The following is a 19,795-nucleotide window of genomic DNA, read 5'->3' as shown; positions in this document are numbered from 1 at the left end:
GCCTTTCTCGACTGTGCTGATTCAAGCTTAGACGTTCTGGTTGGTTGTTGTAACGGACGAATCGGTGGAAGTCTTGATTCGTGTTTCATCGGGCGCGTCCAACTCGGCAAGCTTGGCGCCTTCCACGTCCACATCGGGCAGGATCCGATCCAACCACTTTGGCATATACCAGGCATGACGCCCCAGCAGGTGCATGAGCGCGGGCACCATGAGCATACGCACGAGGAAGGCGTCGAAGAGCACACCGATGGCAAGGCCAAAGCCAATGGGTCGGATGTAGGGGTCATCTGCGTAGATGAACCCGCCGAACACCGAGACCATGATGATGGCTGCCGCAGCGACGACGGCACGGCCCTGAACGAATCCTTGCTGTACGGCCAAGCGAGCCTCCGTGCCGTGGGCATAGGCCTCGCGCATACCCGAGGAGATGAAGAGCTGGTAGTCCATGGCCAGTCCAAAGAGCACGCCGATCATGATGGTGGGCAGAAACGAGAGCACCGGTGCTGGATTGTGGACCATGAAGGCTTCGCCAAGCCAACCCCACTGGTAGATAGCGACGACGGCGCCCATGGCAGCGCCCACGGACAGGACAAATCCTCCCGAGGCAATCACTGGCACCACCAGCGAGCGGAACACCAACACCATGATCAGTAAGGACAGACCAACGACGACCGCCAGATACAGTGGCAGCACATCGGCGAGTGCACTGGAGACGTCGATGGTGCCGGTCGCGTGTCCGGCCAGGGCCAAGTTGGTGACCTCGCCGGCGGGATCAAGCCCCCGGAGATCATGCACCAGGTTGACGGTGGATTCGTGGTTGGCGTCCTCGATCGGAATGACCTGGAACATGGTGATGTCGCCGGCTTCGTTTTCGCCCACGGGCACCACATGGTCCACATTGTCCAGGGCAGCTAATTGCTCGGCTTGTTGAACGGTGGTCTCCAGGAGCGCTTCTTCGGAGAGGTCTGCTGGAATGTCGGCCACCGCGACGATCGGGGCGTTGGTGCCGGGGCCAAAGTGTTCAGCTTGAGCGGCGTGTGCCTGATATTCGGTGGTGTCCGGGGCTTGAGCTGACCCGTCGGGGATGCCAAGGCGCATTGAGAACACCGGAATGGCAATGATCGCCAACACAGCAATCGAGGCGATCGCCGTGAGCACCGCGCGGGTGCTGGACATGGCTTTGACCTGGCGTTTCGGCTGTGTCCGCAGCTGACGGTCGGCCAGTGTGAGGCGTTCGCGTTTGGCCAGCGCACGGCGTCCCAACAGTGACAGCATGGCCGGGGTCAAGGTGATGGCGACCAGTACAGCAACCACGACGACGAACCCGCCGACGGTTCCCATGAGGCCCAAGAATGGGATACCTGTGAGATTCAAAGCCAGCAGTGCGATGACGACGGTTGACCCCGCAAACACCACGGCGTTGCCCGATGTCCCGTTTGCCATGGCGATGGAGTGGTGCAGGGGTATGCCCGCTTTGAGTTGGGTTCGGTGTCGGTGGACGATGAACAGGGCATAGTCGATCCCGACGGCCAGTCCTAGCATGACGCCTAATACTGGGGTCACCGAGTTCATTTCGACCACCGAGGAGAAGGCCAGGGCGACCAGGGCGCCCACCCCAACGCCGACCAGCGCATTGATGAGCGGCAACCCGGCGGTAATCAGTGTGCCAAGCATGATGACCAGGACGATCGCCGCGACAACAAGGCCCACGACTTCGGCCCAGCCGAGCACTTCGGGTACTGCCATCGAGAGCTCTTGTGAAGGCAGTACTTCGACACCCTCGATGCTGCGGTCGGTCAGTTCGGAAACCACGGCTTCGCGGACGGTAGTGTCGACGGCCATGGCTTGGTCTTCAAACTGCACAGTTCCCACGGCAGCAGAACCATCATCTGAGACGACCGAGTAGTCATTGGTGGTTTCCAGTAAGCGGTCACCGAGGTCCAACAGGGTTTGGCCCTCTTCGATTTCGGCTGCGCCTGCTTCAGCGTCGGCCTGTTCTGTTTCCAGCTCTTCGCGGCCCTGGGCGAGCTCTTCACGTGCGGCGTCGAGTTGGTTTTGTTGGGCAGCGAACTGTTCTTCAGCTGCCGCTTGTGGCATACCTGAAGCCACAGCTTGTTCAATCCCTGCGTCAAGTTGTGCTTGGGCAGCGTCCAGTTCTTGCTCGGCGCTGTCGAGCTCTGCTTCGGCGGACTCAAATTGCTCGGGTGCGGCCTCGAGCTGTTCACGAGCATCGCTGAGTTCTTGGCGGCCGTCGGTGAGCTGTTCTTGCTGATCGACCATTTCGGCATCGGCCGCGAAGGGATCGACGGCGTCGGCGACGCCGTCAACATTTTGGGTCGATTCAAGCACGTCGACGATGGCGTCGCGTTGCTCACCGGTGAACTCAGATCCGTCTTCGGTCTGGAAGACCACATTGCCGGTGCCACGGGCAGCATCGGGGAACTCTTCTTCGAGACGGTCAGTCGTTTGGGCTGTGGGCGTGCCGGGGATCTCCACGGTGGAGACGAGTGTCCCGCCAAACGTGAGGAAGGACCCCGCGGCGATAGCCAGCAGGACAAGCCATGTAAACAACACTGCGAAAGGTCGTTTGGCGGAACGCAGCCCGAGTCGATAAAGAAGCTTTGCCATGATCATCCTTGAAAATGAACGGTCCTCTCGGGCCAACGCTGACCCAATGTAACTGTAGTTCACGGAGGCTCAGACCGTAAATTTTTGTTTGAAGTTTGTGATGCTGCCAGCGGCTCTGTCGCGGTGCTCTAGACTGTGGAACATGGTTTGGACGGTGGCTGATTTCGCGGATTTTCCGTTTTGGGCGAGGGTGCTCTTTATTACCGCTGATATGGCGATTCGGATTGCGCTGTTGGGCATCGTTCCTGGGAACCGGCGTCCGGCGGTCGCGATGGCGTGGCTGCTGATCATTTTCTTCCTGCCGATCCCCGGACTGTTGCTCTTCTTGTTACTCGGGTCGTTCCGGTTGGGCGGGCAGCGGCGTTCGCGCCAGGTCGCGGTGAATTCGGAGCTGCGACGCGCCACCGGGCACTTGGATCTGCCCGACCAGGTTGGTGCGGCACCGGATTACGTCGGTGCCAATACCAGGTTGACCCGTCGACTGACCGGTTTTCCTATTCTGGACGGCAACACATTCGAGTATCTGACGGATTATCGGCTGACGTTTCACAAGATGGCAGACGATATTGACCGCGCACAGCATTACGTCAACGTGATGTTTTACATCATCGGCACCGATCCGAAGGGCCGGCAGGGCTACGCCGATCTCGTCTTGGACGCGATGGCGCGGGCCGTGAAGCGTGGCGTCACCGTCCGACTGATTTTTGACCATATCGGCACGGCTCGGGTAAATGGCTATCGCGAGCTGCTGCGGCGTTTGGAAGCAGACGGTATCGAGTATTACCGTTCGCTGCCGGTGCGTCCGTGGCGCGGTCAGTACCAGCGGCCAGATCTGCGCAACCACCGCAAAATGGTGATTATTGACGGTCTGGTGGGCTACAGCGGTTCGATTAATTTAATTGAGCCGGGCTATAAGCGTTCCTCGGCGCACCGTTTGGCGCGCAACTGGCAGGATATGATGGCGCGCATGGCGGGACCGTCGGTGGCTTCCTTGGACGTGGTGTTTGCAACCGATTGGTTTTCCGAAACCGGGCGGCAGTTGCAACAAGAGTTGCGCGGCGTGACGGAATCCGAAATTGACAACCACGAGGGCCCCGCGGCGCAAATTATTCCGTCGGGCCCGGGCTTTTCGCAGGAGAATAACCTGCGCGCATTTAACCACCTGTTTTATTCGGCAATGGAGACGATTCGGGTTGTCACGCCGTATTTGGTGCCCGACGATACAATGCTCTATGCGCTTACGAGTGCGGCTCAGCGCGGGGTGCGCGTCGAAGTCTTGGTGGTGCGCCGTGCCGATCAGGTCGCGGTGCAGCACGCCCAGCAGTCTTATTATGAGGCCCTTTTGCGTGCTGGGGTACACATTTATCGGTACCCGGATCCAGATGTTTTACACGCCAAGTTGTTTACTATCGACGACGATGTTGGTGTGTTCGGCTCATCGAATATGGACATGCGGTCGTTTTCGCTCAACTTGGAAGTGTCGGTGATGGTCGTGGGTTCCGAAGAAGTCGCCAAACTCGATGGCATCATCGATATGTACCAGAGTCAATGCGAGCATCTGATGCTCAGAGACTGGTTGGCCAGGCCGCGGCACAAGCGGTGGTTGGATAACGTCTTCCGGTTGACCTCGGCGTTGCAGTAACTCCCGCGTGCCATGGTCTGGGTTACGGCTCCAATGGACCGCGTTGTGGGCCGTCATCAAGGGTTTTGCCAGAGTTCAGCATCGCTGTCACAACCGCCAGAGCCGACGTATGGTGGCGCTCGTCTGGTTCATTGGCGACGAGTACGAGGTCGGCCGCATCGTAAATTTGATCGGTGTCGAGCATTTGGCGTTCTTGGGCTGCCCAATTGTCCCACTGCTCGATGTAGTCGTCGCCGTCGCGCCCCATGGCTCGGTCATAACGCACCTCGTCTGGGACGCGCAGCCAGATCAGCACGTCCAACAGCTTCCGATTTGCTCGGACTCCCGCGCCGACACCTTCACAGAGGATGACCTCGGTCGGTTCGGTGGACACGGTTGCGCCCGGTGCTCCGTCGTTGCCGTGAGTGGAATGCCAGTCCCACGTTTGGTAGGTGGCCGTTTCGCCTGCCGCTAACTTTGGTAGCACCTCGTGACTGAAGAGTTCGATGCCTGCCTGTAGACCATTCCAGCCTCGGTAGAGATCCTCGAGTCGCAGGACAGTGACGTCATGGTGTTCGGAGAGGCTTTCGGCGAGCACGGTTGATAGGACGGTTTTGCCGGAGCCAGACCGGCCGTCGATGCCAATGATCAGTGGGTGTGCGGAGGAGTAACGTGACATGACTCAATGCTAGCGACAAACGCTTCCACGCGGGGCGAGATGGTGTTTTGTGTAGTCAGCATCACAATCTGGTCGCCTCGAAGTCGGAATAAATATCCGAGTCGCAGCGCTGTACTAGACAGAAGAAAAGTTGAGTCAGCATCGCTCATGTTTATTTGACAGCGGCTCAACATATATGGCACCTTGAGTGTAGATAGCTCAAGGAGCTAACAAGAGAAGTTTTAGCGAAAGGATTTACGTATGTCACGTGCTGTAGGTATTGACTTGGGCACCACCAACTCGGTTGTTGCCGTTCTGGAAGGTGGCGACCCAACGGTTATCGCCAACGCCGAAGGTGCACGCACCACGCCATCGGTCGTTGCATTCGCCAAAGGTGAGGACGGCGAAGTCCTGACCGGTGATATTGCTAAGCGTCAGGCCGTCAATAACCCAGAGCGCACCATCTCCTCGGTGAAGCGCCATATGGGTACCGACTGGAAAATAGAAGTTGACGAGAAGTCATACACCGCCCAGGAAATTTCCGCTCGCATCTTGATGAAACTCAAGCACGATGCTGAAGAATACCTCGGCGAAGACGTCACCGATGCAGTGATCACGGTACCGGCTTACTTCAATGACGCTGAGCGTCAGGCCACCAAAGAGGCCGGCGAAATCGCGGGACTGAATGTTTCCCGCATTATCAACGAACCAACCTCGGCCGCCCTGGCTTATGGTCTGGAACGCGGTAAAGAAGACGAAACGATTCTCGTCTTCGACCTCGGTGGCGGTACCTTCGACGTTTCGCTGCTGGAAGTTGGTAAGGACGACGACGATTTCTCGACCATTCAGGTGCGCTCCACGGCCGGTGACAACCGTCTGGGTGGCGACGACTGGGATCAGGCTATCGTCAATTGGCTGCTGGAACAGGCCAAGGCTTCCGGTGCCGACCTTTCCAAGGACAAAATTGCGCTGAAGCGTCTGCACGAAGCCGCTGAGCAGGCCAAGAAGGAACTGTCTTCGGCAACCTCAACCAATATTTCCCTGCAGTACCTGTCCGTCACCGAAGATGGTCCGGTGCACTTGGATGAGCACCTGTCGCGCGCCAAGTTTGAGGACATGACCTCGGATCTGCTGGATCGCACCCGTCGTCCATTCGAAGACGTCATTAAAGAAGCTGGTGTTTCGGTTTCTGACATTGACCACGTTGTGCTCGTGGGCGGTTCGACTCGTATGCCTGCCGTGTCCGAACTGGTCGAAAAAATGGCCGGCGGTAAAGAGCCTAATAAGGGTGTCAACCCGGACGAGGTTGTCTCCGTGGGCGCTGCCATTCAGGCCGGCGTGTTGGCCGGTGAGCGCAAGGACGTGCTGCTGATTGACGTCACCCCGTTGTCCTTGGGTATCGAAACCAAGGGCGGTGTCATGGCCAAGCTGATTGAGCGCAACACGGCTATCCCAACCAAGCGTTCCGAAACCTTTACCACCGCCGATGACAACCAGCCATCCGTGGATATCCAGGTATTCCAAGGGGAGCGCGAATTCACCGCGGATAACAAGCCACTGGGGAACTTCCAGTTGACCGGTATTGCGCCTGCGCCTCGCGGTATGCCACAGATTGAAGTCACCTTCGACATTGACGCCAACGGTATCGTCCACGTTTCTGCAAAGGACGGCTCGACCGGTACTGAACAGTCAATGACCATCACCGGCGGTACCTCGCTATCAGATGAGGACATCGACCGCATGGTCAAGGATGCCGAAGCGCACGCTGAAGAAGACAAGAAGCGTCGTGAAGCCGCAGAGGCCCGCAACGCCGCTGAAACTACTGCCTTCTCGGTAGACAAACTCCTCAAAGAGAACGACGAGAAACTGCCAGGGGACGTCAAAACTGAGGTCCAGGCAGATGTCGATGCACTCAAGGAAGCCCTTGAGAAGCAGGACAACGACGAGGAAGTCCAGGCCGCATTCGACAAACTGCAGCAGTCCCAAACCAAGATCGGTGAAGCCCTCTACGCACAGTCCGAACAGGACGGCGCAGCAGCTGATGCCGCGCAAGAGGACGAAGACATCGTTGATGCTGAAGTCATTGACGAAGACGAAGAAGACGCCAAGAAATAGCCTTCACGTCCACTTCAATAGTTCACTACCGAGGCCGGCCGGTTTCCGGCCGGCCTCGGTGTTTTCTTGACAGGAGTTATACAATGACCGATCAGCCGAATCATGAAGAACACGAAGACCCGATCCGTTTCACCGATAAACGTCGCATAGACCCAGAAACCGGAGAACTCCGCGACCAGGACCAGCAGGTAGCCGACGAAGCCGAGGCACCTGAGGATGCTGCGGACGCCTCGGACCACGCAGACCCACTGTCCCAGGTTGAAGACATTCTCAATTCTGCACCCACAGACGCCGACGAAGAGCCCGAGACCGAAGCCGCATCAGCCGGTGATGAAGCCGCGGCGCTGCGCGAAGATCTGCAACGCCTGCAGGCCGAGTTCGTGAACTATCGTCGTCGTGTTGAACGCGACCGTCACGTGGCCAAAGATAACGCGAACTTTTCGATGCTCGATTCGATGCTCCCGGTGCTTGACGACATCGATGCCGCCGATAAAGCAGGCGATCTCGATGGTCCGTTCGCTGCCATCGCACGGAAGCTCATCGAAACGCTCGAGGGCATTGGGCTCGTCAAGCATGATGGTGCCGCCCTGGTTGGCGAACCATTTGATCCGACCCACCACGAAGCTATGCTGCGTCAGCCATCGACCGAGATTGCCGAAGAGCACATTGTGCAAGTGTTCCGTAATGGCTACCTGTACAACGACCGGGTCTTGCGCGCTGCACAGGTGATGGTTTCTGCCGGTGACGAGTAAGAGAGAGGAGGTTCCATGGCCTCACAAGATTGGCTAGAAAAAGATTTCTACGCCACGTTAGGCGTCAGCAAGGATGCCAGTGCCGAAGAGATCAAAAAGGCATACCGAAAACTCGCTCGTACGTATCACCCCGACGCAAACCCGAACGACGAAGCTGCCGAACAACGTTTCAAAGAGATTACAGAAGCTAATACTGTCCTGTCCGACCCTGAGCAGCGACAAGAATACGATCAGTTGCGTGCCATGGGGTCCGGGGCGCGATTCACTGGTGCCGGCCCGGGTCGACAGCAAGGCGGTTTCGAAGATATCTTTTCGGGTCTCTTCGGCCAGGCCGGTGGTGGTCGACAAGGCGGGTTCGGCGATATGTTCGGAGGCTTCGGTGGGGGCCAAGGCTTCGGTGGTGGTTTCCAACAGCCGCCGACCAAAGGTGCGAACATCAAGGGGGCCGTCACCATCAGTTTTGCTGACTCGATTCGTGGCACGACCACGCACGTCAGTACAAGCTATGGTGCGGTCAACGAGGTGCGTATCCCGGCAGGTGTGAAAGACGGCCAAACCGTGCGCGCGAAAGGCAAAGGCCAACAGGGCACCGGTGGACGAGGCGACCTCATGGTTAAAGTCTCGGTCACCAAACATCCGCTGTTCGAACGCGACGGTGACAATATTCGCGTTGCGGTGCCAATATCTTTCGACGAGGCGGTACTCGGTACTACGATCGAAGTACCAACACTAGAGAGCTCCGTGAAGATCGGTGTTCCCGCCGGGTCATCGTCAGGCCGTGTTTTACGGTTGCGCGGCCGAGGTGTGAAAGCTTCGAAGCGTGCCGGTGACCTGCTCGTGGAACTTGTCATTGAGGTGCCCGAAGAGCTTACCGATGAGGCGAAAGCTGCGGTCGAGGCATATCAGGCGGCAACCGAAGACTTCGATCCACGGGCCGAACTGGCACAGAAAGCTAGGTTGTAATGGTCCACCGTCACCAACACGATCCCATCTACGTCATTTCGGTGGCGGCCCAGCTCGCCGATATGCACCCCCAAACCCTGCGGCAATATGACCGCATGGGGCTGGTGGTGCCGACGCGGCAAGCCGGAGGCCAACGCCGGTATTCAGCCGAAGACGTTCGACTACTGCGTCGGGTTCAGGGATTGTCGCGGGACGGTGTATCGCTCGAGGGCATCCGTCGTATCGTGGAATTGGAAGTCGAAGTCGACCAACTCCGCGATACGGTGGGTGAGCTCGTCGACCAGATTGCGGTGATGCGCTCTCACGTCTCATTCTCGAGAACCTTTACTGCCGGATCCACGGGCGTCACCACAAACATTCACGGACCCAGCGCATCCGACCCGTCTGACGATTTCGAAGCGCACGGGCTGCATCGCGAACAGCGACGCCGTCAACGATTCGACCGCCGACGTGTCGAAGAAGCCGTCATGTTCGCACTCGAGCAGTCAAAACCGCGCTACGCGCTGAATCAACCGAGGTTCGCCCTGCCCCGATAACGAGACACACAGGCCCCTGCTGCAGACGTACTGTTCACTGGCGGCGATCGTGCTTATGATGGACGTCGTATACGTTCTCAGCGATTCGGAGGCATGCCGTGGGCGGTCTTGGATTACTCATAACCTTTTTCATCGCCATCGTGGTGATGATTTTGATGATTTCAAAGTGGCGGGTCCACCCGTTCTTGGCAATTTTGTCCATTGCGTTGGCACTGGGACTTATCGGAGGTATTCCGCTCACCGACCAGGGCGAGGAAACACCCGGCATCGCCACCGTCATCGGAGACGGCTTTTCCGGCATCTTTACGTCCATCGGTATCGTCATCATCTTGGGCGCGCTCATCGGGCTCATTTTGGAAAAGACCGGTGGCGGCTTTCAAATGGCCGATGCGTTGGTCAACACCGTTGGCAAACGCTTCCCGGTCCTGGCCACCCAGCTGATGGGTTTCGTTGTCTCGATTGCGGTGTTCTGTGACTCAGGGTTCGTCGTGTTAAACCCTATTCGTCGTGCACTGGTGCGCCGAACGGCGACGGCGTCGGCATCGATGACCGTAGCGCTGGCGTCGGGACTGTACATTTCACACGTCTTTGTTCCACCAACCCCCGGACCGATTGCAGCAGCCACCACATTGGGGTTGGAAGACAACCTCATTTTGGTCATCGGGATGGGGCTGCTGGTGTCTATTCCGGCGCTGATCGTCGCGTATTTCATGTCGTCGTGGTTGGGTAAACGGGTCACCACCCCGGAAGACCAAGAGATGACCTCCGACGATGTGGAAGCCGAATACGAAGCCTTACGGGCCTCCTACGGTCGGTTACCGGGCAAGTTGTTGTCGTTTTTGCCGATCCTGGTGCCGATTCTAGCAATGGCGATCGGCTCGGTCGTCACGATGGCCGGCTGGCAGGGCTTTAGCGCTGAACTCTTCGAATTCTTCGGCATCCCGGTCATCGCGTTGACGCTGGGCCTGCTCATGGCACTGATCTTATTGGGTCTACAGCGTCGCATGTCCGAACTGCTCGACGTCACAGAAGATACGCTGCGTGTGACCGGCCCGATCTTGTTCATCACGGGTGCGGGGAGTGCCCTGGGCACGGTCATTGCTGCAACTCCGCTCATTGACTACATCACCGAGATTGCGCCTGGTTTCGCCTCGATCGGTCTATTCTTCCCGTTCATCGTCTCGGCGATTCTCAAAACCGCACAGGGTTCGTCGACCGTCGCCCTGGTAACCACGGCCGGTATCGTGGCACCGTTGCTGAGCACGCTGGGATTGGAAAGCGACATCGAAGTAGCCCTGGCGGTCATGGCGATCGCCGCTGGTGCCATGACGGTTTCTCACGCGAACGACTCCTATTTCTGGGTGGTGACGCGCTTCGGTAACCTCACCGTACAAGAGGGGTATCGCACCCACACAGTGACGACGGGTGTCATGGGCGTGACCTCCATCATTTGCATCTGGGTTCTGGGGCTCTTTGTATGACCGCACGTGATTTGAATATCGTCTTGGTGCCGGACTCTTTCAAGGGGTCGCTGAATTCCGTGCAAGTGGCTGAGGCTTTGAGCAAGGGACTGCGGCGTGCTGCACCCGATGCCGAAATTTGTGCGATCCCGATGGCAGATGGCGGCGAAGGTACCGTGGACGCGCTGATTGCAGCTGCCAATGGCAGTCACCATACCCTCGAGGTGACGGGCCCAGAACACAAGCCGGTGACCGCCGCGTACGGCCTCATTGAGGACGGTGCGGTAGTTGAAATGGCTGCTGCCGCGGGGCTGCCGTTGACCGAGCACCCGAACCCTGAAACCACAACCACCTATGGGGTTGGGGAGCTCATCGCCGCCCTGGCTGATCGGCGGCTCACGATTGGCGCCGGCGGATCGGCGACCAACGATCTGGGGTGTGGGGCAGCCGCTGCGTGCGGCGTGACATTCTTGGACGATGCCGGTACGAGTTTTATCCCGACCGGGGCGACCCTGGGCCGCATCGCTCGGATCGACACTTCTGCGATGCTGGGGGCCATCGATATCACCGTGATGACCGATATCGACAACCCGTTATTGGGCGACGCAGGGGCCGCAGCGGTTTTCGCACCCCAAAAGGGTGCCGATACGCCAATGGTACACCGGCTCGAAGCCGGTGCGGCGCATGCTGCCGACATCATCGCCCGTGACGTAGGTGTCGACGTCACCGAGCTTGTGGGCGGGGGAGCCGCGGGTGGTTTTGCCGCGGGCATGCACGCCTTCTTTGGTGCCACGTTGCAACCTGGTATCGATGCGATCCTTGACGCTGTGGATTTTGATGCGCGGGCGCGATCCGCCGATCTCATTGTCACCGGCGAAGGGCAACTGGATGGACAGTCGCTCGCTGGCAAGGTGCCCGTCGGGGTAGCCCGTCGTACGGACAAACCAGTGATCGCAATTGTCGGTTCCATTGGTGACGGCGCCCAGGCTTGTTACGACCACGGGATTACCGCGATCTATGGGATCACGCCGAGACCACAGGGCTTAGCATCCGCGCTCGCAAATACCGCACAGAACCTGGCAGACACCGCAGAAAACGTGTTGCGCACGTGGTTGGCAGCGGCTGGCTAGTCTGTGCGCTGGTAGGTCAGGTCGAAAATGTATCGTCCGGCGCGCTGGGCTTTGGCCTCAAAACTGGTGACCGGCCGGGTTTCGAAGCGCGGCGCCCACCCACCGATCGCATCGAGTGCTTCAGCTTCGGACAGGGGCGTTCCGTCATCGGTGCCGTGCAAGCGCGCCAGCGTCAACGGTGACGTCTTACCGGCCAGTCGAGAAGGGTGCAGATTTTTGAATGCTGGATGAGCGTCCAAGGTGTCACGCATTTGCATCGCGTAATGTGACCAGTCGGTGGCCAGCCGGATGAGCCCGCCGATTTGCAGCACCCGGGCCACGCGGTCTAAGAATTTTGGCTGGATGAGGCGACGCTTGTGGTATCGGGTCTTGGGCCAGGGGTCGGAGAAGAAAACCCAGACTTCCGCGGCGGCATGTTCTGGCACCATATGGTCCAGCACCTCGGGGGCGTTGGCCTCCACCATGCGAATGTTGGTGACGTTTTCGGAATCTACGCGATCCAAGAGTTTGGCCAGCCCAGGGCGATACACTTCGACGGCCAAAAAGTTCTTGTCGGGGTGGGCTGTTGCGCCGGCGAATGTCGACTCGCCGTGCCCCACACCAATATCGATGATGAGCGGGGCGTCGTGGCCCCAGGTTTCAGTAATATTCAGTTGCGATTGTGGTGCCACCGATGTTTGGCCGAACAACCGCGACACCGGCAATATGGTGGTGCCGGTGTGGTCTTGCCACAGGCGCTGCCGGTTCGCCGACATCGCCAGTTCGCGCCGTACGAACGAAACCGGAGCATCACGGACAATCTTGACGCCATCGCGGGTCTCGACTTTTTGATATCCCGCTGGCACCGGTTGCGTAGCCGACGGTTGACCGGTCGGGTCGTCACCGCTCGGTGGCTGTGTGCTCGAGTGCTCGGGCGCGTCGTGGTGGTTGTGTGCAGGCATAAAATCAGAAACGTTTCGGGGTCGGACGGCGTGGTCACCCGTCGGCAGGAGGCCACAACGGGCGTGGTGGTGCACCGCCATCGTAATCCACTGGCGCTCAGCGCCACGAATTCCGTGTCGGTTTCGGAAGGTTACCCGCGGCAATTCTTGGTGTGGAGTTTTGTAGCGCTCCTCGAACGTATTGGAATTGGCGTTGAAAGTATTACAGTTAAGGACGACGAGTCCCGAATGGAAGGAAGACTTATGAGCTTGGCTCAGTTGCCGATACGTTTGACCACCGGTGCGTTCGTGCTGAACTCCGGTATCTCAAAGCTTAGTCTCTCGGAAGAAGAGGCTGAAGGACTGCAGCAGATGGCGTCGAATGGCGTGCCGATGCTTGCTGACATGTCGCCCGCAGCATTCCGCCGGTTCATTGCCTTCACCGAAATTGGTGTCGGCGCTGCACAGCTGATCCCAAAAGTTCCGGGCTGGTTGTCTGGTTCGGCACTGACTGCGTTTTCTGCCGGTATGCTCAACATGTACTTGAACACTCCGGGCATGACCCAAGAAGACGGCGTGCGTCCCACGCAGGATGGCACCGCGGTTGCCAAAGACGTGTGGATGCTCGGCGCTGGTGCGTCCATGATCGTGGATTCACTGCTCAACACCACATCGCGCCGCAAGAAGTCTGCGAAGCGTCGTGTGGAAAAGATTCACGAGGCAAAAGACCAGAAGGTCGAAGCAATTCACGATGCACGGGACGAACAGCACAAAGCTCTCGAAACCGCGCGTGAAGCTGCGAAGGAAGAGCGGAAGGCTGCGCGCAAGGCTGCCCGTACCGCACGCAAAGAGGCCAATAAAGCCGCCTAGGTTTGCGGCGGTTCACAGTCCAATATTTTCATATGTTCAGACCCGACTACCGCGTTAATCGGGCTCGTATTCTCCGCGATATGCCGCGTCGTCGGCGGTGTCATACCGTACCGATGATGGCGGTGCGACCGCGTGGAAAGGGGCACCGGTTGATGGTGGGTAGTCGGGTTCTCGTATTGCCCACAACGATTCGGCTTCGGTCAACTGAGGGGTTTTGGGTGTTGTGACCGGTTGGTCGTCGTGATAGTTGTCCACAATGATGCCCGAGATGCGGCGCCGATTTTCAGTTTCGGCATCCAGCAGGCGCAGTACCCAGGTGTGCTCGGTGGCCAGCTGCAATTCGTCCCCGGCCGCATACCCCGACGCGAGCTGTTTGGCGCGCAAGATTTCGGCGTCCCAGGCGGCTGCCGCCAACATCACGATGAAGGCAAGCCAGATCAGCAGGATGACATAGAGGATGCCGTTGACCGTGAAGAACGCCTGTTCAAACATGGCCACGTGATCGAGTAACCAACCGGTAAAAGCAATTGCGGCAAACAGAATGATGACGGTGACGGCCGCGCCCGAGGAGATGATCCGGTACCGGGGCCGGCGCACATTGGGGCCGCGATAAAACGCTTGCGATACCAGGAAAATGAGCACTAACAGAATCAGCGGCCATTTGAGGATGTTCCAGGTGGCGATCGCTTCTTGGGTCAGTCCGAGCACTTCACCCAGGCGGACCGAGAAGTCGCCGCCCAGGATGATCAGTAATAGCAAGAGTAGGGACGCAACCATGAGCACCAAGGTTTCGACGAATACGACAAACCGAAAGTAAATGAAGGGGCGCCCTTCGCGGGTATCGTAAATGCGGTTCATCGCCCGATGAAAAGCCGCCACGACGTTGGATGCTGAATACAGCGACCCGATCAGGCCCAGCACGAGTGGGGTGATGCCACCGGGTGTATCGATGAGTCGAAAGAGTGTGTTGGCTACGGTGGAGGCCTCGAGTGCCGGTACGAGGTCGTTGACCAGCCCGGCGATCGTCCAAATGGTTTCCTCTGTGAAGTCCACTAGTGCCACGATGGATCCCAGCGCGATGAGTCCGGGCAGTAGTGAGAGCATCAAGTAGAACGTCATGGTGGCCGCCACATCCCACACTTGCATGGCGATGGCGCGTCCCCAGGTGCGACGAATGACGAACCACCAGGTGGGACGCGGACGCTGATAGGTTCTTGGCGGGCGCTGCCGCGTGAGCTTGGTGATGGCTGTTGTGGCCGCACGCTTGGCCGTCGAACGTCGTCGTCTGGTGTCCGAGTCCGCCGTTGGGTTTGGCTGCGCGGCGGCATCCGACGTCGGGGGCGTGCGCGGTGGGTCAGCGGCGGAGTGAGACATGCCTCCGAGCTTAGCTGCTCGTACACCAGGTTTGAGGGTAGCTGGATGCTTCGCGGTGACTCTGGCGGCCCTGCACGGTGCAAATGTTGCATTCAAGATGAGAACTCACGGTATCGTAGAGGTGTGATGGTAGTGAAACGAAAAGCTATACGGTTTGCGGCACTGGTTGCTGCCGGTGGGATGCTGCTGGCAGGCTGCACGGACCAGGGCGCTGAGCAACCGGAAGCTTCACCGAGCGAGGAAGCTGCGACGTCGGCGTCTCCTTCCGCGCCCGAGGTGGATTTAGAACAGTATGCGGCTGCCTTGGTGTCGGACGTCGAGCTGATGGGTGTTGCAGGTGACCCGCCGGTTGAGGGGTTCGTGGATGACCCAGTTTCGATGTACTTGACGCTCAGTGATTTTTCCCCGTCGGGCACCTGTGAAGAGCTCCTCGATGAGTTGAATTCCTACACGGCCCCGGCGGTTGCTGGCGTGTCGGCGCACTTCGTCAAGGAAGTGCCCTCTGACGCTGCTACGGATGGCGCTGCCACGGATGGTCAGTCTCCTGAGGCATCCGAAGCGAACACGCAGACCATGATCTTCGAGACGCGGACCTCTGAAGAACCCATGTCGATCTATCGCGAAATCCCGAATGCTTGCGAAACGTTGAGTTCGGACGAGGTTGAAGGCGCAGAAGCAGAATTCACCAAAGTTCCGGGTCTCGATGCCATCCACCTAGAAATTTCTGACGGGGACGGCTCCGAATCGATGGCGGTCGGGGGGTCTTCGGTTAACGGTCGGTACCACATGTACATGACGGCCGAGCAGGTTTCGATTGAAGAGGCCGAAGAAATGTTTGGCGCCCAGGCCGAGAAGCTGCAGGAAACCTTCGAGGACGAAGCTTCTGCCGAGCCAAGTGAGACCACAAGCGAGAGTCCGACCGAAGCGACTTCTGCTGCCGAACCGTCCGGCAGTTAATGTTTTCCACAGCGTTGCTGAATGTGGGAATATTTCCTATCCAAACGGGGTTGAGTTAACTAGACTCAAGTTTAGGTTTTGGATTCCCGGGAACCCCGGGAGTAAGGAGTATTGATGAATTCGCAATTCACTACCAAGTCGCAAGAGGCGCTATCTGCCGCGGCGATGAATGCCTCCACGGCGGGTAACCCGCAGATCGAGCCCGCACATGTGCTCAAAGCCCTGATGGACCAGCGCGAATCAGTTGCCGTGGCCGTATTGAAGGCCGCCGATGTCGCCCCCGATACCGTCTCGACACAAGCCTCGAGCCAGATAGCAGCCCTACCGAAAGTCTCGGGCTCCTCGGTGGCTGAAGCACAGCTTTCGCGCGCAGGGTTGGCTGTGATCTCGGCTGCCCAAACCCGAGCACAAGAACACCAGGATCAGTTTGTTTCGACCGAGCACCTCCTGCTCGGTTTGGCCGCCGATAGCGGTGACACCGGGCGCAGCCTGCGTGAAGCCGGGGCGACGGTCGATGCGTTGAACGTGGCAATGCAATCGGTGCGGGGTGATGCGAAAGTGACGTCGCCGGACCCAGAAGGCACCTTCCAATCGTTGGAACAGTATGGCACCGATCTGACCGAAGTTGCGGCATCCGGCAAACTTGACCCAGTGATCGGACGTGATGCCGAAGTCCGTCGCGTCATCCAGGTGCTGTCGCGTCGAACGAAAAACAACCCCGTGCTCATCGGTGAACCGGGCGTCGGCAAGACGGCCGTCGTCGAAGGGTTGGCGCAACGCATTGTGGCCGGTGACGTGCCCGAGTCGCTGCGTGGCAAACGGCTCATCTCGCTGGATCTTGGCGCGATGGTTGCGGGTGCGAAGTATCGTGGCGAATTCGAGGAGCGTCTCAAAGCAGTCCTGGAAGAAATCGCTGCGGCCGAGGGTGAAGTTGTCACATTTATCGATGAACTGCACACCGTGGTGGGCGCAGGTGCTGCCGAGGGTTCCATGGATGCGGGTAACATGCTCAAACCGATGCTGGCGCGTGGCGAGCTCCGGTTAATCGGGGCAACGACCCTGGACGAGTTCCGTGAGAATATTGAAAAGGATCCTGCTCTGGAGCGTCGTTTCCAGCAGGTTTTCGTCGGTGAACCGTCCGTGGACGACAGCATCGCTATTCTGCGTGGGCTAAAAGAACGTTACGAGGCCCATCACAAGGTTGCGATTGCTGATGCGGCCTTAGTTGCGGCTGCGAGTTTATCGAATCGGTATATTCCTGGCCGACGGTTACCTGATAAGGCCATCGATTTGATGGACGAAGCGGCATCCCGGTTGCGGATGGAAATTGATTCTGCGCCGGAGGCGGTGGATAAACTACGACGTGCCGCTGACCGGTTGACGATGGAAGAGCTCGCGCTGCAAGGCGAAACCGATGCTGCTTCGGTGGAACGTTTGGCCGCCCTGCGTGCCGAACTTGCCGACACCAAAGAGGAACTTGCCGGCATGACCGCAAAGTGGGAAGCCGAGAAGGCGTCCCTGAATAAAGCCGGAGACTTGAGGGTGGCGTTAGACGAGTTGCGTTCGAGTGCCGAGAGGGCACAACGCGATGGCGATCTGGCCGAAGCTTCACGGATTCTCTACGGTGAGATCCCAGAAGTCGAAAAGGATCTGGCCGCGGCGGAGGCAGCTGATCAAACCGTCACGAGTGACGAAATGCCGATGGTGTCCGAGCAGGTTTCCGCTCAGGATATTGCTGAAGTCATCGAAGCCTGGACTGGTATCCCTGCCGGCCGCATGCTGTCGAGTGAACAAGAAAAGCTGTTGTACATGGAAGACGAGATCGGTGCCCGACTGATCGGCCAACGCCCAGCGGTTGAAGCCGTCTCCGATGCAGTGCGCCGATCGCGGGCAGGCATTGCTGATCCGGATCGTCCGATCGGATCGTTCCTGTTCCTAGGCCCAACCGGCGTGGGTAAAACTGAGTTGGCGAAATCGCTGGCTGAGTTCCTATTTGACGATGACCGGGCGATGGTTCGTCTCGACATGTCCGAGTATTCGGAGAAACATTCGGTGGCACGACTTGTCGGGTCGCCTCCCGGATATGTTGGATATGACGAGGGTGGCCAGTTGACCGAAGCAGTGCGCCGTCGCCCGTATTCGGTTATCTTGCTCGACGAGGTCGAAAAGGCTCACCCGGAAATCTTCGACATCCTGCTCCAAGTGCTTGATGATGGCCGATTGACTGATGGACAAGGCCACACCGTGGATTTCCGCAACACGATTTTGATCCTGACGTCCAACCTTGGCTCAGAGTTCCTCGTAGACCCGGCTCTTGAAGCACAGGACAAACATGCCAGGGTGGACGCCGCCGTGCGTGCTGCGTTCAAACCAGAGTTCTTGAACCGGTTGGATGACACGATCCAATTTGAGCCGTTGACTACCGAAGATCTCGTCAAGATTGTGGATCTGCAGATAGAACAGCTGGCCCAGCGTCTTTCTGAACGACGGTTACAGCTTGACGTGGCCCCCGCAGCTGCCGAGTGGTTGGCGAGGGTCGGTTATGATCCGGCATATGGCGCCCGTCCGCTACGCCGCTTAGTGCAACGTGAGATTGGCGATACGTTGGCCAAGGAGATCTTGGCCCAGCGCGTCAAAGATGGGGACACGGTAACCGTCGATGCTGATGGCGACGGCATCCGTTTGGGAACCCAGCATGCTGATGGTTCGCACAATACCATCGGCTCTGCTCAAGCCTCCGGCAGTGCTGATGGCGCTGTGATTTCCGATTCGTAAACTATCAACCTAGGGTGCTCGTACCTCAGCACTCGAGAGTCCGCAGCACTTCAGGGCTGCTATCAGCTGTGGAAGTTATGACGCGTCGTCGGTGGTTTCCTCATCGGCGGCGGTCTCTTCCGCGGTTGCGTCGTCTGTGGTGTCTTGAGTGTCTTCCGGGGCAGCCTCGACGGCTTCATCAGCGGTTTGGATTGGATCTTCGGACTGTTCTTGTTCGGAACGCTGATCGTCGACGGCTGGTTCCTCAACCAAAGATTCTGTGAAGTTCGTTTCATCATTAGTGGAAACGACGCAGTCGATGCGACGATCCGCATCATTTTCCCAGGTGTACTGGGAAGGGCGTGAGGTGTTGATTGAGTATGTGGTCTGCGTGTTCTCCAACAGTGGGATATCCGCACAGAAGGCCTCTGAAGATTCAAGAAGTTCGTCTTCGCCTGGGTAGGACATATCTGTCGAGTACACCTGACGTCCTACGAGCTGCGCGTTGTGGGGCGTGGAACACTCGACAATGTCGGCTGGTTCGCCCGCATCGGTGTAATCGGCGAGACAATCGCCCGGCAAAAAGTTCTCGGGGGACACGTTCGCGGCGATGATGCCATCCAAGCCAGGGGAGGGGTTACGGGTTGTTGTTTCTTCGGGGCTCTCTGCGTTCTGCTCCGAGTCGGAAGAGCTGAAGCTGTAGACAAAGAACATGACGATCGCCAGCACCACGACGAGCACGGATAAGAAAATTATCCATGAATTCCGTCGTGAACGGCGCTCTTGGCGTTGCCGTAGTTGGCGACGCGTCGGCGCCGAGCGTTCTTCAGCTGACAGCGGAGGCTCGGACTCCGTGTTTGGCTGGTCGTCGGCTGGTGTCATGCCGGTCCATCATCCTTCCTGGCAGCAGTCAGTATCGATTGCGTCCCCACTCGCTGAGAGCACCGCGCCCGAGTTCCTGCTAGTTATTAGCTGATCCTAGAGCGTAAGCCCCGGTTATACCAGACATATTTTAGCCGCAAAGGGGCGAACTCTACTCAAACATGTTAACCTGGTT

The 19,795-nt window shown here is 58.4% G+C and carries 15 protein-coding genes; 10 read left to right on the top strand and 5 right to left on the bottom strand.

Annotated elements, in window-relative coordinates:
- Window positions 1-27 precede the first annotated feature (27 nt).
- Complete coding sequence (locus ACYVJT_RS02650) at window positions 28-2,628, bottom strand: MMPL family transporter (RefSeq protein WP_343958206.1); 2,601 nt, start codon at window positions 2,626-2,628, stop codon at window positions 28-30.
- Between the two features lie 142 nt (window positions 2,629-2,770).
- Here ACYVJT_RS02650 and cls point away from each other — a divergent pair, with 142 nt between their 5' ends.
- Complete coding sequence (gene cls, locus ACYVJT_RS02645; RefSeq protein WP_343958204.1) at window positions 2,771-4,270, top strand: cardiolipin synthase; 1,500 nt, start codon at window positions 2,771-2,773, stop codon at window positions 4,268-4,270.
- Window positions 4,271-4,292: 22 nt separating this feature from the next.
- On the opposite strand, the gene ACYVJT_RS02640 is transcribed toward cls, so the two are convergent.
- Window positions 4,293-4,928 (bottom strand): nucleoside/nucleotide kinase family protein, encoded by a 636-nt coding sequence (locus tag ACYVJT_RS02640; RefSeq protein ID WP_343958202.1) that lies wholly within the window; start codon window positions 4,926-4,928, stop codon window positions 4,293-4,295.
- Between the two features lie 240 nt (window positions 4,929-5,168).
- Here ACYVJT_RS02640 and dnaK point away from each other — a divergent pair, with 240 nt between their 5' ends.
- The 6 genes from dnaK (at window position 5,169) to ACYVJT_RS02610 (ending at window position 11,863) form a co-directional block, all read left to right on the top strand.
- Window positions 5,169-7,022 (top strand): molecular chaperone DnaK, encoded by a 1,854-nt coding sequence (gene dnaK / locus ACYVJT_RS02635; protein WP_343958200.1) that lies wholly within the window; start codon window positions 5,169-5,171, stop codon window positions 7,020-7,022.
- Window positions 7,023-7,105: 83 nt separating this feature from the next.
- Window positions 7,106-7,774 (top strand): nucleotide exchange factor GrpE, encoded by a 669-nt coding sequence (locus tag ACYVJT_RS02630; RefSeq protein ID WP_425579879.1) that lies wholly within the window; start codon window positions 7,106-7,108, stop codon window positions 7,772-7,774.
- Window positions 7,775-7,789: 15 nt separating this feature from the next.
- Window positions 7,790-8,737, top strand: a complete 948-nt coding sequence (locus ACYVJT_RS02625) for a DnaJ C-terminal domain-containing protein (RefSeq protein WP_343958196.1) — start codon at window positions 7,790-7,792, stop codon at window positions 8,735-8,737.
- On the top strand, window positions 8,737-9,273 hold the full coding sequence (locus ACYVJT_RS02620; RefSeq protein ID WP_343958194.1) for a heat shock protein transcriptional repressor HspR: 537 nt from the start codon (window positions 8,737-8,739) through the stop codon (window positions 9,271-9,273). Before ACYVJT_RS02625 ends, ACYVJT_RS02620 begins: the two co-directional genes overlap by 1 nt.
- Window positions 9,274-9,371: 98 nt before the next feature.
- Window positions 9,372-10,754: a GntP family permease gene (locus tag ACYVJT_RS02615; protein WP_343958192.1), complete on the top strand. Its 1,383-nt coding sequence runs from the start codon at window positions 9,372-9,374 to the stop codon at window positions 10,752-10,754.
- A complete protein-coding gene (locus ACYVJT_RS02610) occupies window positions 10,751-11,863 on the top strand; it encodes a glycerate kinase family protein (RefSeq protein ID WP_343958190.1) in 1,113 nt (370 codons plus the stop codon). Before ACYVJT_RS02615 ends, ACYVJT_RS02610 begins: the two co-directional genes overlap by 4 nt.
- Here the strand turns inward: ACYVJT_RS02610 and trmB are convergent.
- On the bottom strand, window positions 11,860-12,804 hold the full coding sequence (gene trmB / locus ACYVJT_RS02605; protein ID WP_343958188.1) for a tRNA (guanosine(46)-N7)-methyltransferase TrmB: 945 nt from the start codon (window positions 12,802-12,804) through the stop codon (window positions 11,860-11,862). The two genes, ACYVJT_RS02610 and trmB, sit on opposite strands and share 4 nt — an antisense overlap.
- 243 nt (window positions 12,805-13,047) lie before the next feature.
- Between trmB and ACYVJT_RS02600 the strand changes: the two genes are divergently transcribed.
- On the top strand, window positions 13,048-13,653 hold the full coding sequence (locus ACYVJT_RS02600) for a hypothetical protein (RefSeq protein WP_343958186.1): 606 nt from the start codon (window positions 13,048-13,050) through the stop codon (window positions 13,651-13,653).
- 54 nt (window positions 13,654-13,707) lie between these two features.
- Here ACYVJT_RS02600 and ACYVJT_RS02595 read toward each other — a convergent pair whose 3' ends face one another.
- A complete protein-coding gene (locus ACYVJT_RS02595) occupies window positions 13,708-15,027 on the bottom strand; it encodes a YihY/virulence factor BrkB family protein (RefSeq protein WP_343958184.1) in 1,320 nt (439 codons plus the stop codon).
- A gap of 132 nt (window positions 15,028-15,159) precedes the next feature.
- Here ACYVJT_RS02595 and ACYVJT_RS02590 point away from each other — a divergent pair, with 132 nt between their 5' ends.
- Together ACYVJT_RS02590 and clpB are read left to right on the top strand one after the other, a co-directional pair.
- Window positions 15,160-15,984 (top strand): hypothetical protein, encoded by an 825-nt coding sequence (locus ACYVJT_RS02590; protein WP_343958182.1) that lies wholly within the window; start codon window positions 15,160-15,162, stop codon window positions 15,982-15,984.
- Between the two features lie 114 nt (window positions 15,985-16,098).
- A complete protein-coding gene (gene clpB, locus ACYVJT_RS02585; RefSeq protein ID WP_343958180.1) occupies window positions 16,099-18,759 on the top strand; it encodes an ATP-dependent chaperone ClpB in 2,661 nt (886 codons plus the stop codon).
- Window positions 18,760-18,834: 75 nt separating this feature from the next.
- Here the strand turns inward: clpB and ACYVJT_RS02580 are convergent, their stop codons facing one another.
- Window positions 18,835-19,620, bottom strand: coding sequence for a hypothetical protein (locus ACYVJT_RS02580; protein WP_343958178.1), 786 nt, complete (start codon window positions 19,618-19,620; stop codon window positions 18,835-18,837).
- Window positions 19,621-19,795: the final 175 nt, after the last annotated feature.

It is taken from the genome of Yaniella soli, from assembly GCF_054782375.1.
Note: the sequence above shows the minus strand (reverse complement) of the source record. Positions and strands in the feature narration are given on the sequence as shown.

Excerpts from the sequence above, each read along its gene's own strand:
- ACYVJT_RS02610 (WP_343958190.1), top strand. The coding sequence starts at position 10,751 with ATGACCGCACGTGATTTGAATATCGTCTTGGTGCCGGACTCTTTCAAG.
- trmB (WP_343958188.1), bottom strand. The coding sequence starts at position 12,804 with ATGCCTGCACACAACCACCACGACGCGCCCGAGCACTCGAGCACACAG.
- clpB (WP_343958180.1), top strand. The coding sequence starts at position 16,099 with ATGAATTCGCAATTCACTACCAAGTCGCAAGAGGCGCTATCTGCCGCG.
- ACYVJT_RS02630 (WP_425579879.1), top strand. The coding sequence starts at position 7,106 with ATGACCGATCAGCCGAATCATGAAGAACACGAAGACCCGATCCGTTTC.
- ACYVJT_RS02620 (WP_343958194.1), top strand. The coding sequence starts at position 8,737 with ATGGTCCACCGTCACCAACACGATCCCATCTACGTCATTTCGGTGGCG.
- ACYVJT_RS02625 (WP_343958196.1), top strand. The coding sequence starts at position 7,790 with ATGGCCTCACAAGATTGGCTAGAAAAAGATTTCTACGCCACGTTAGGC.
- ACYVJT_RS02600 (WP_343958186.1), top strand. The coding sequence starts at position 13,048 with ATGAGCTTGGCTCAGTTGCCGATACGTTTGACCACCGGTGCGTTCGTG.
- ACYVJT_RS02650 (WP_343958206.1), bottom strand. The coding sequence starts at position 2,628 with ATGGCAAAGCTTCTTTATCGACTCGGGCTGCGTTCCGCCAAACGACCT.
- dnaK (WP_343958200.1), top strand. The coding sequence starts at position 5,169 with ATGTCACGTGCTGTAGGTATTGACTTGGGCACCACCAACTCGGTTGTT.
- ACYVJT_RS02640 (WP_343958202.1), bottom strand. The coding sequence starts at position 4,928 with ATGTCACGTTACTCCTCCGCACACCCACTGATCATTGGCATCGACGGC.
- ACYVJT_RS02580 (WP_343958178.1), bottom strand. The coding sequence starts at position 19,620 with ATGACACCAGCCGACGACCAGCCAAACACGGAGTCCGAGCCTCCGCTG.
- ACYVJT_RS02595 (WP_343958184.1), bottom strand. The coding sequence starts at position 15,027 with ATGTCTCACTCCGCCGCTGACCCACCGCGCACGCCCCCGACGTCGGAT.
- cls (WP_343958204.1), top strand. The coding sequence starts at position 2,771 with ATGGTTTGGACGGTGGCTGATTTCGCGGATTTTCCGTTTTGGGCGAGG.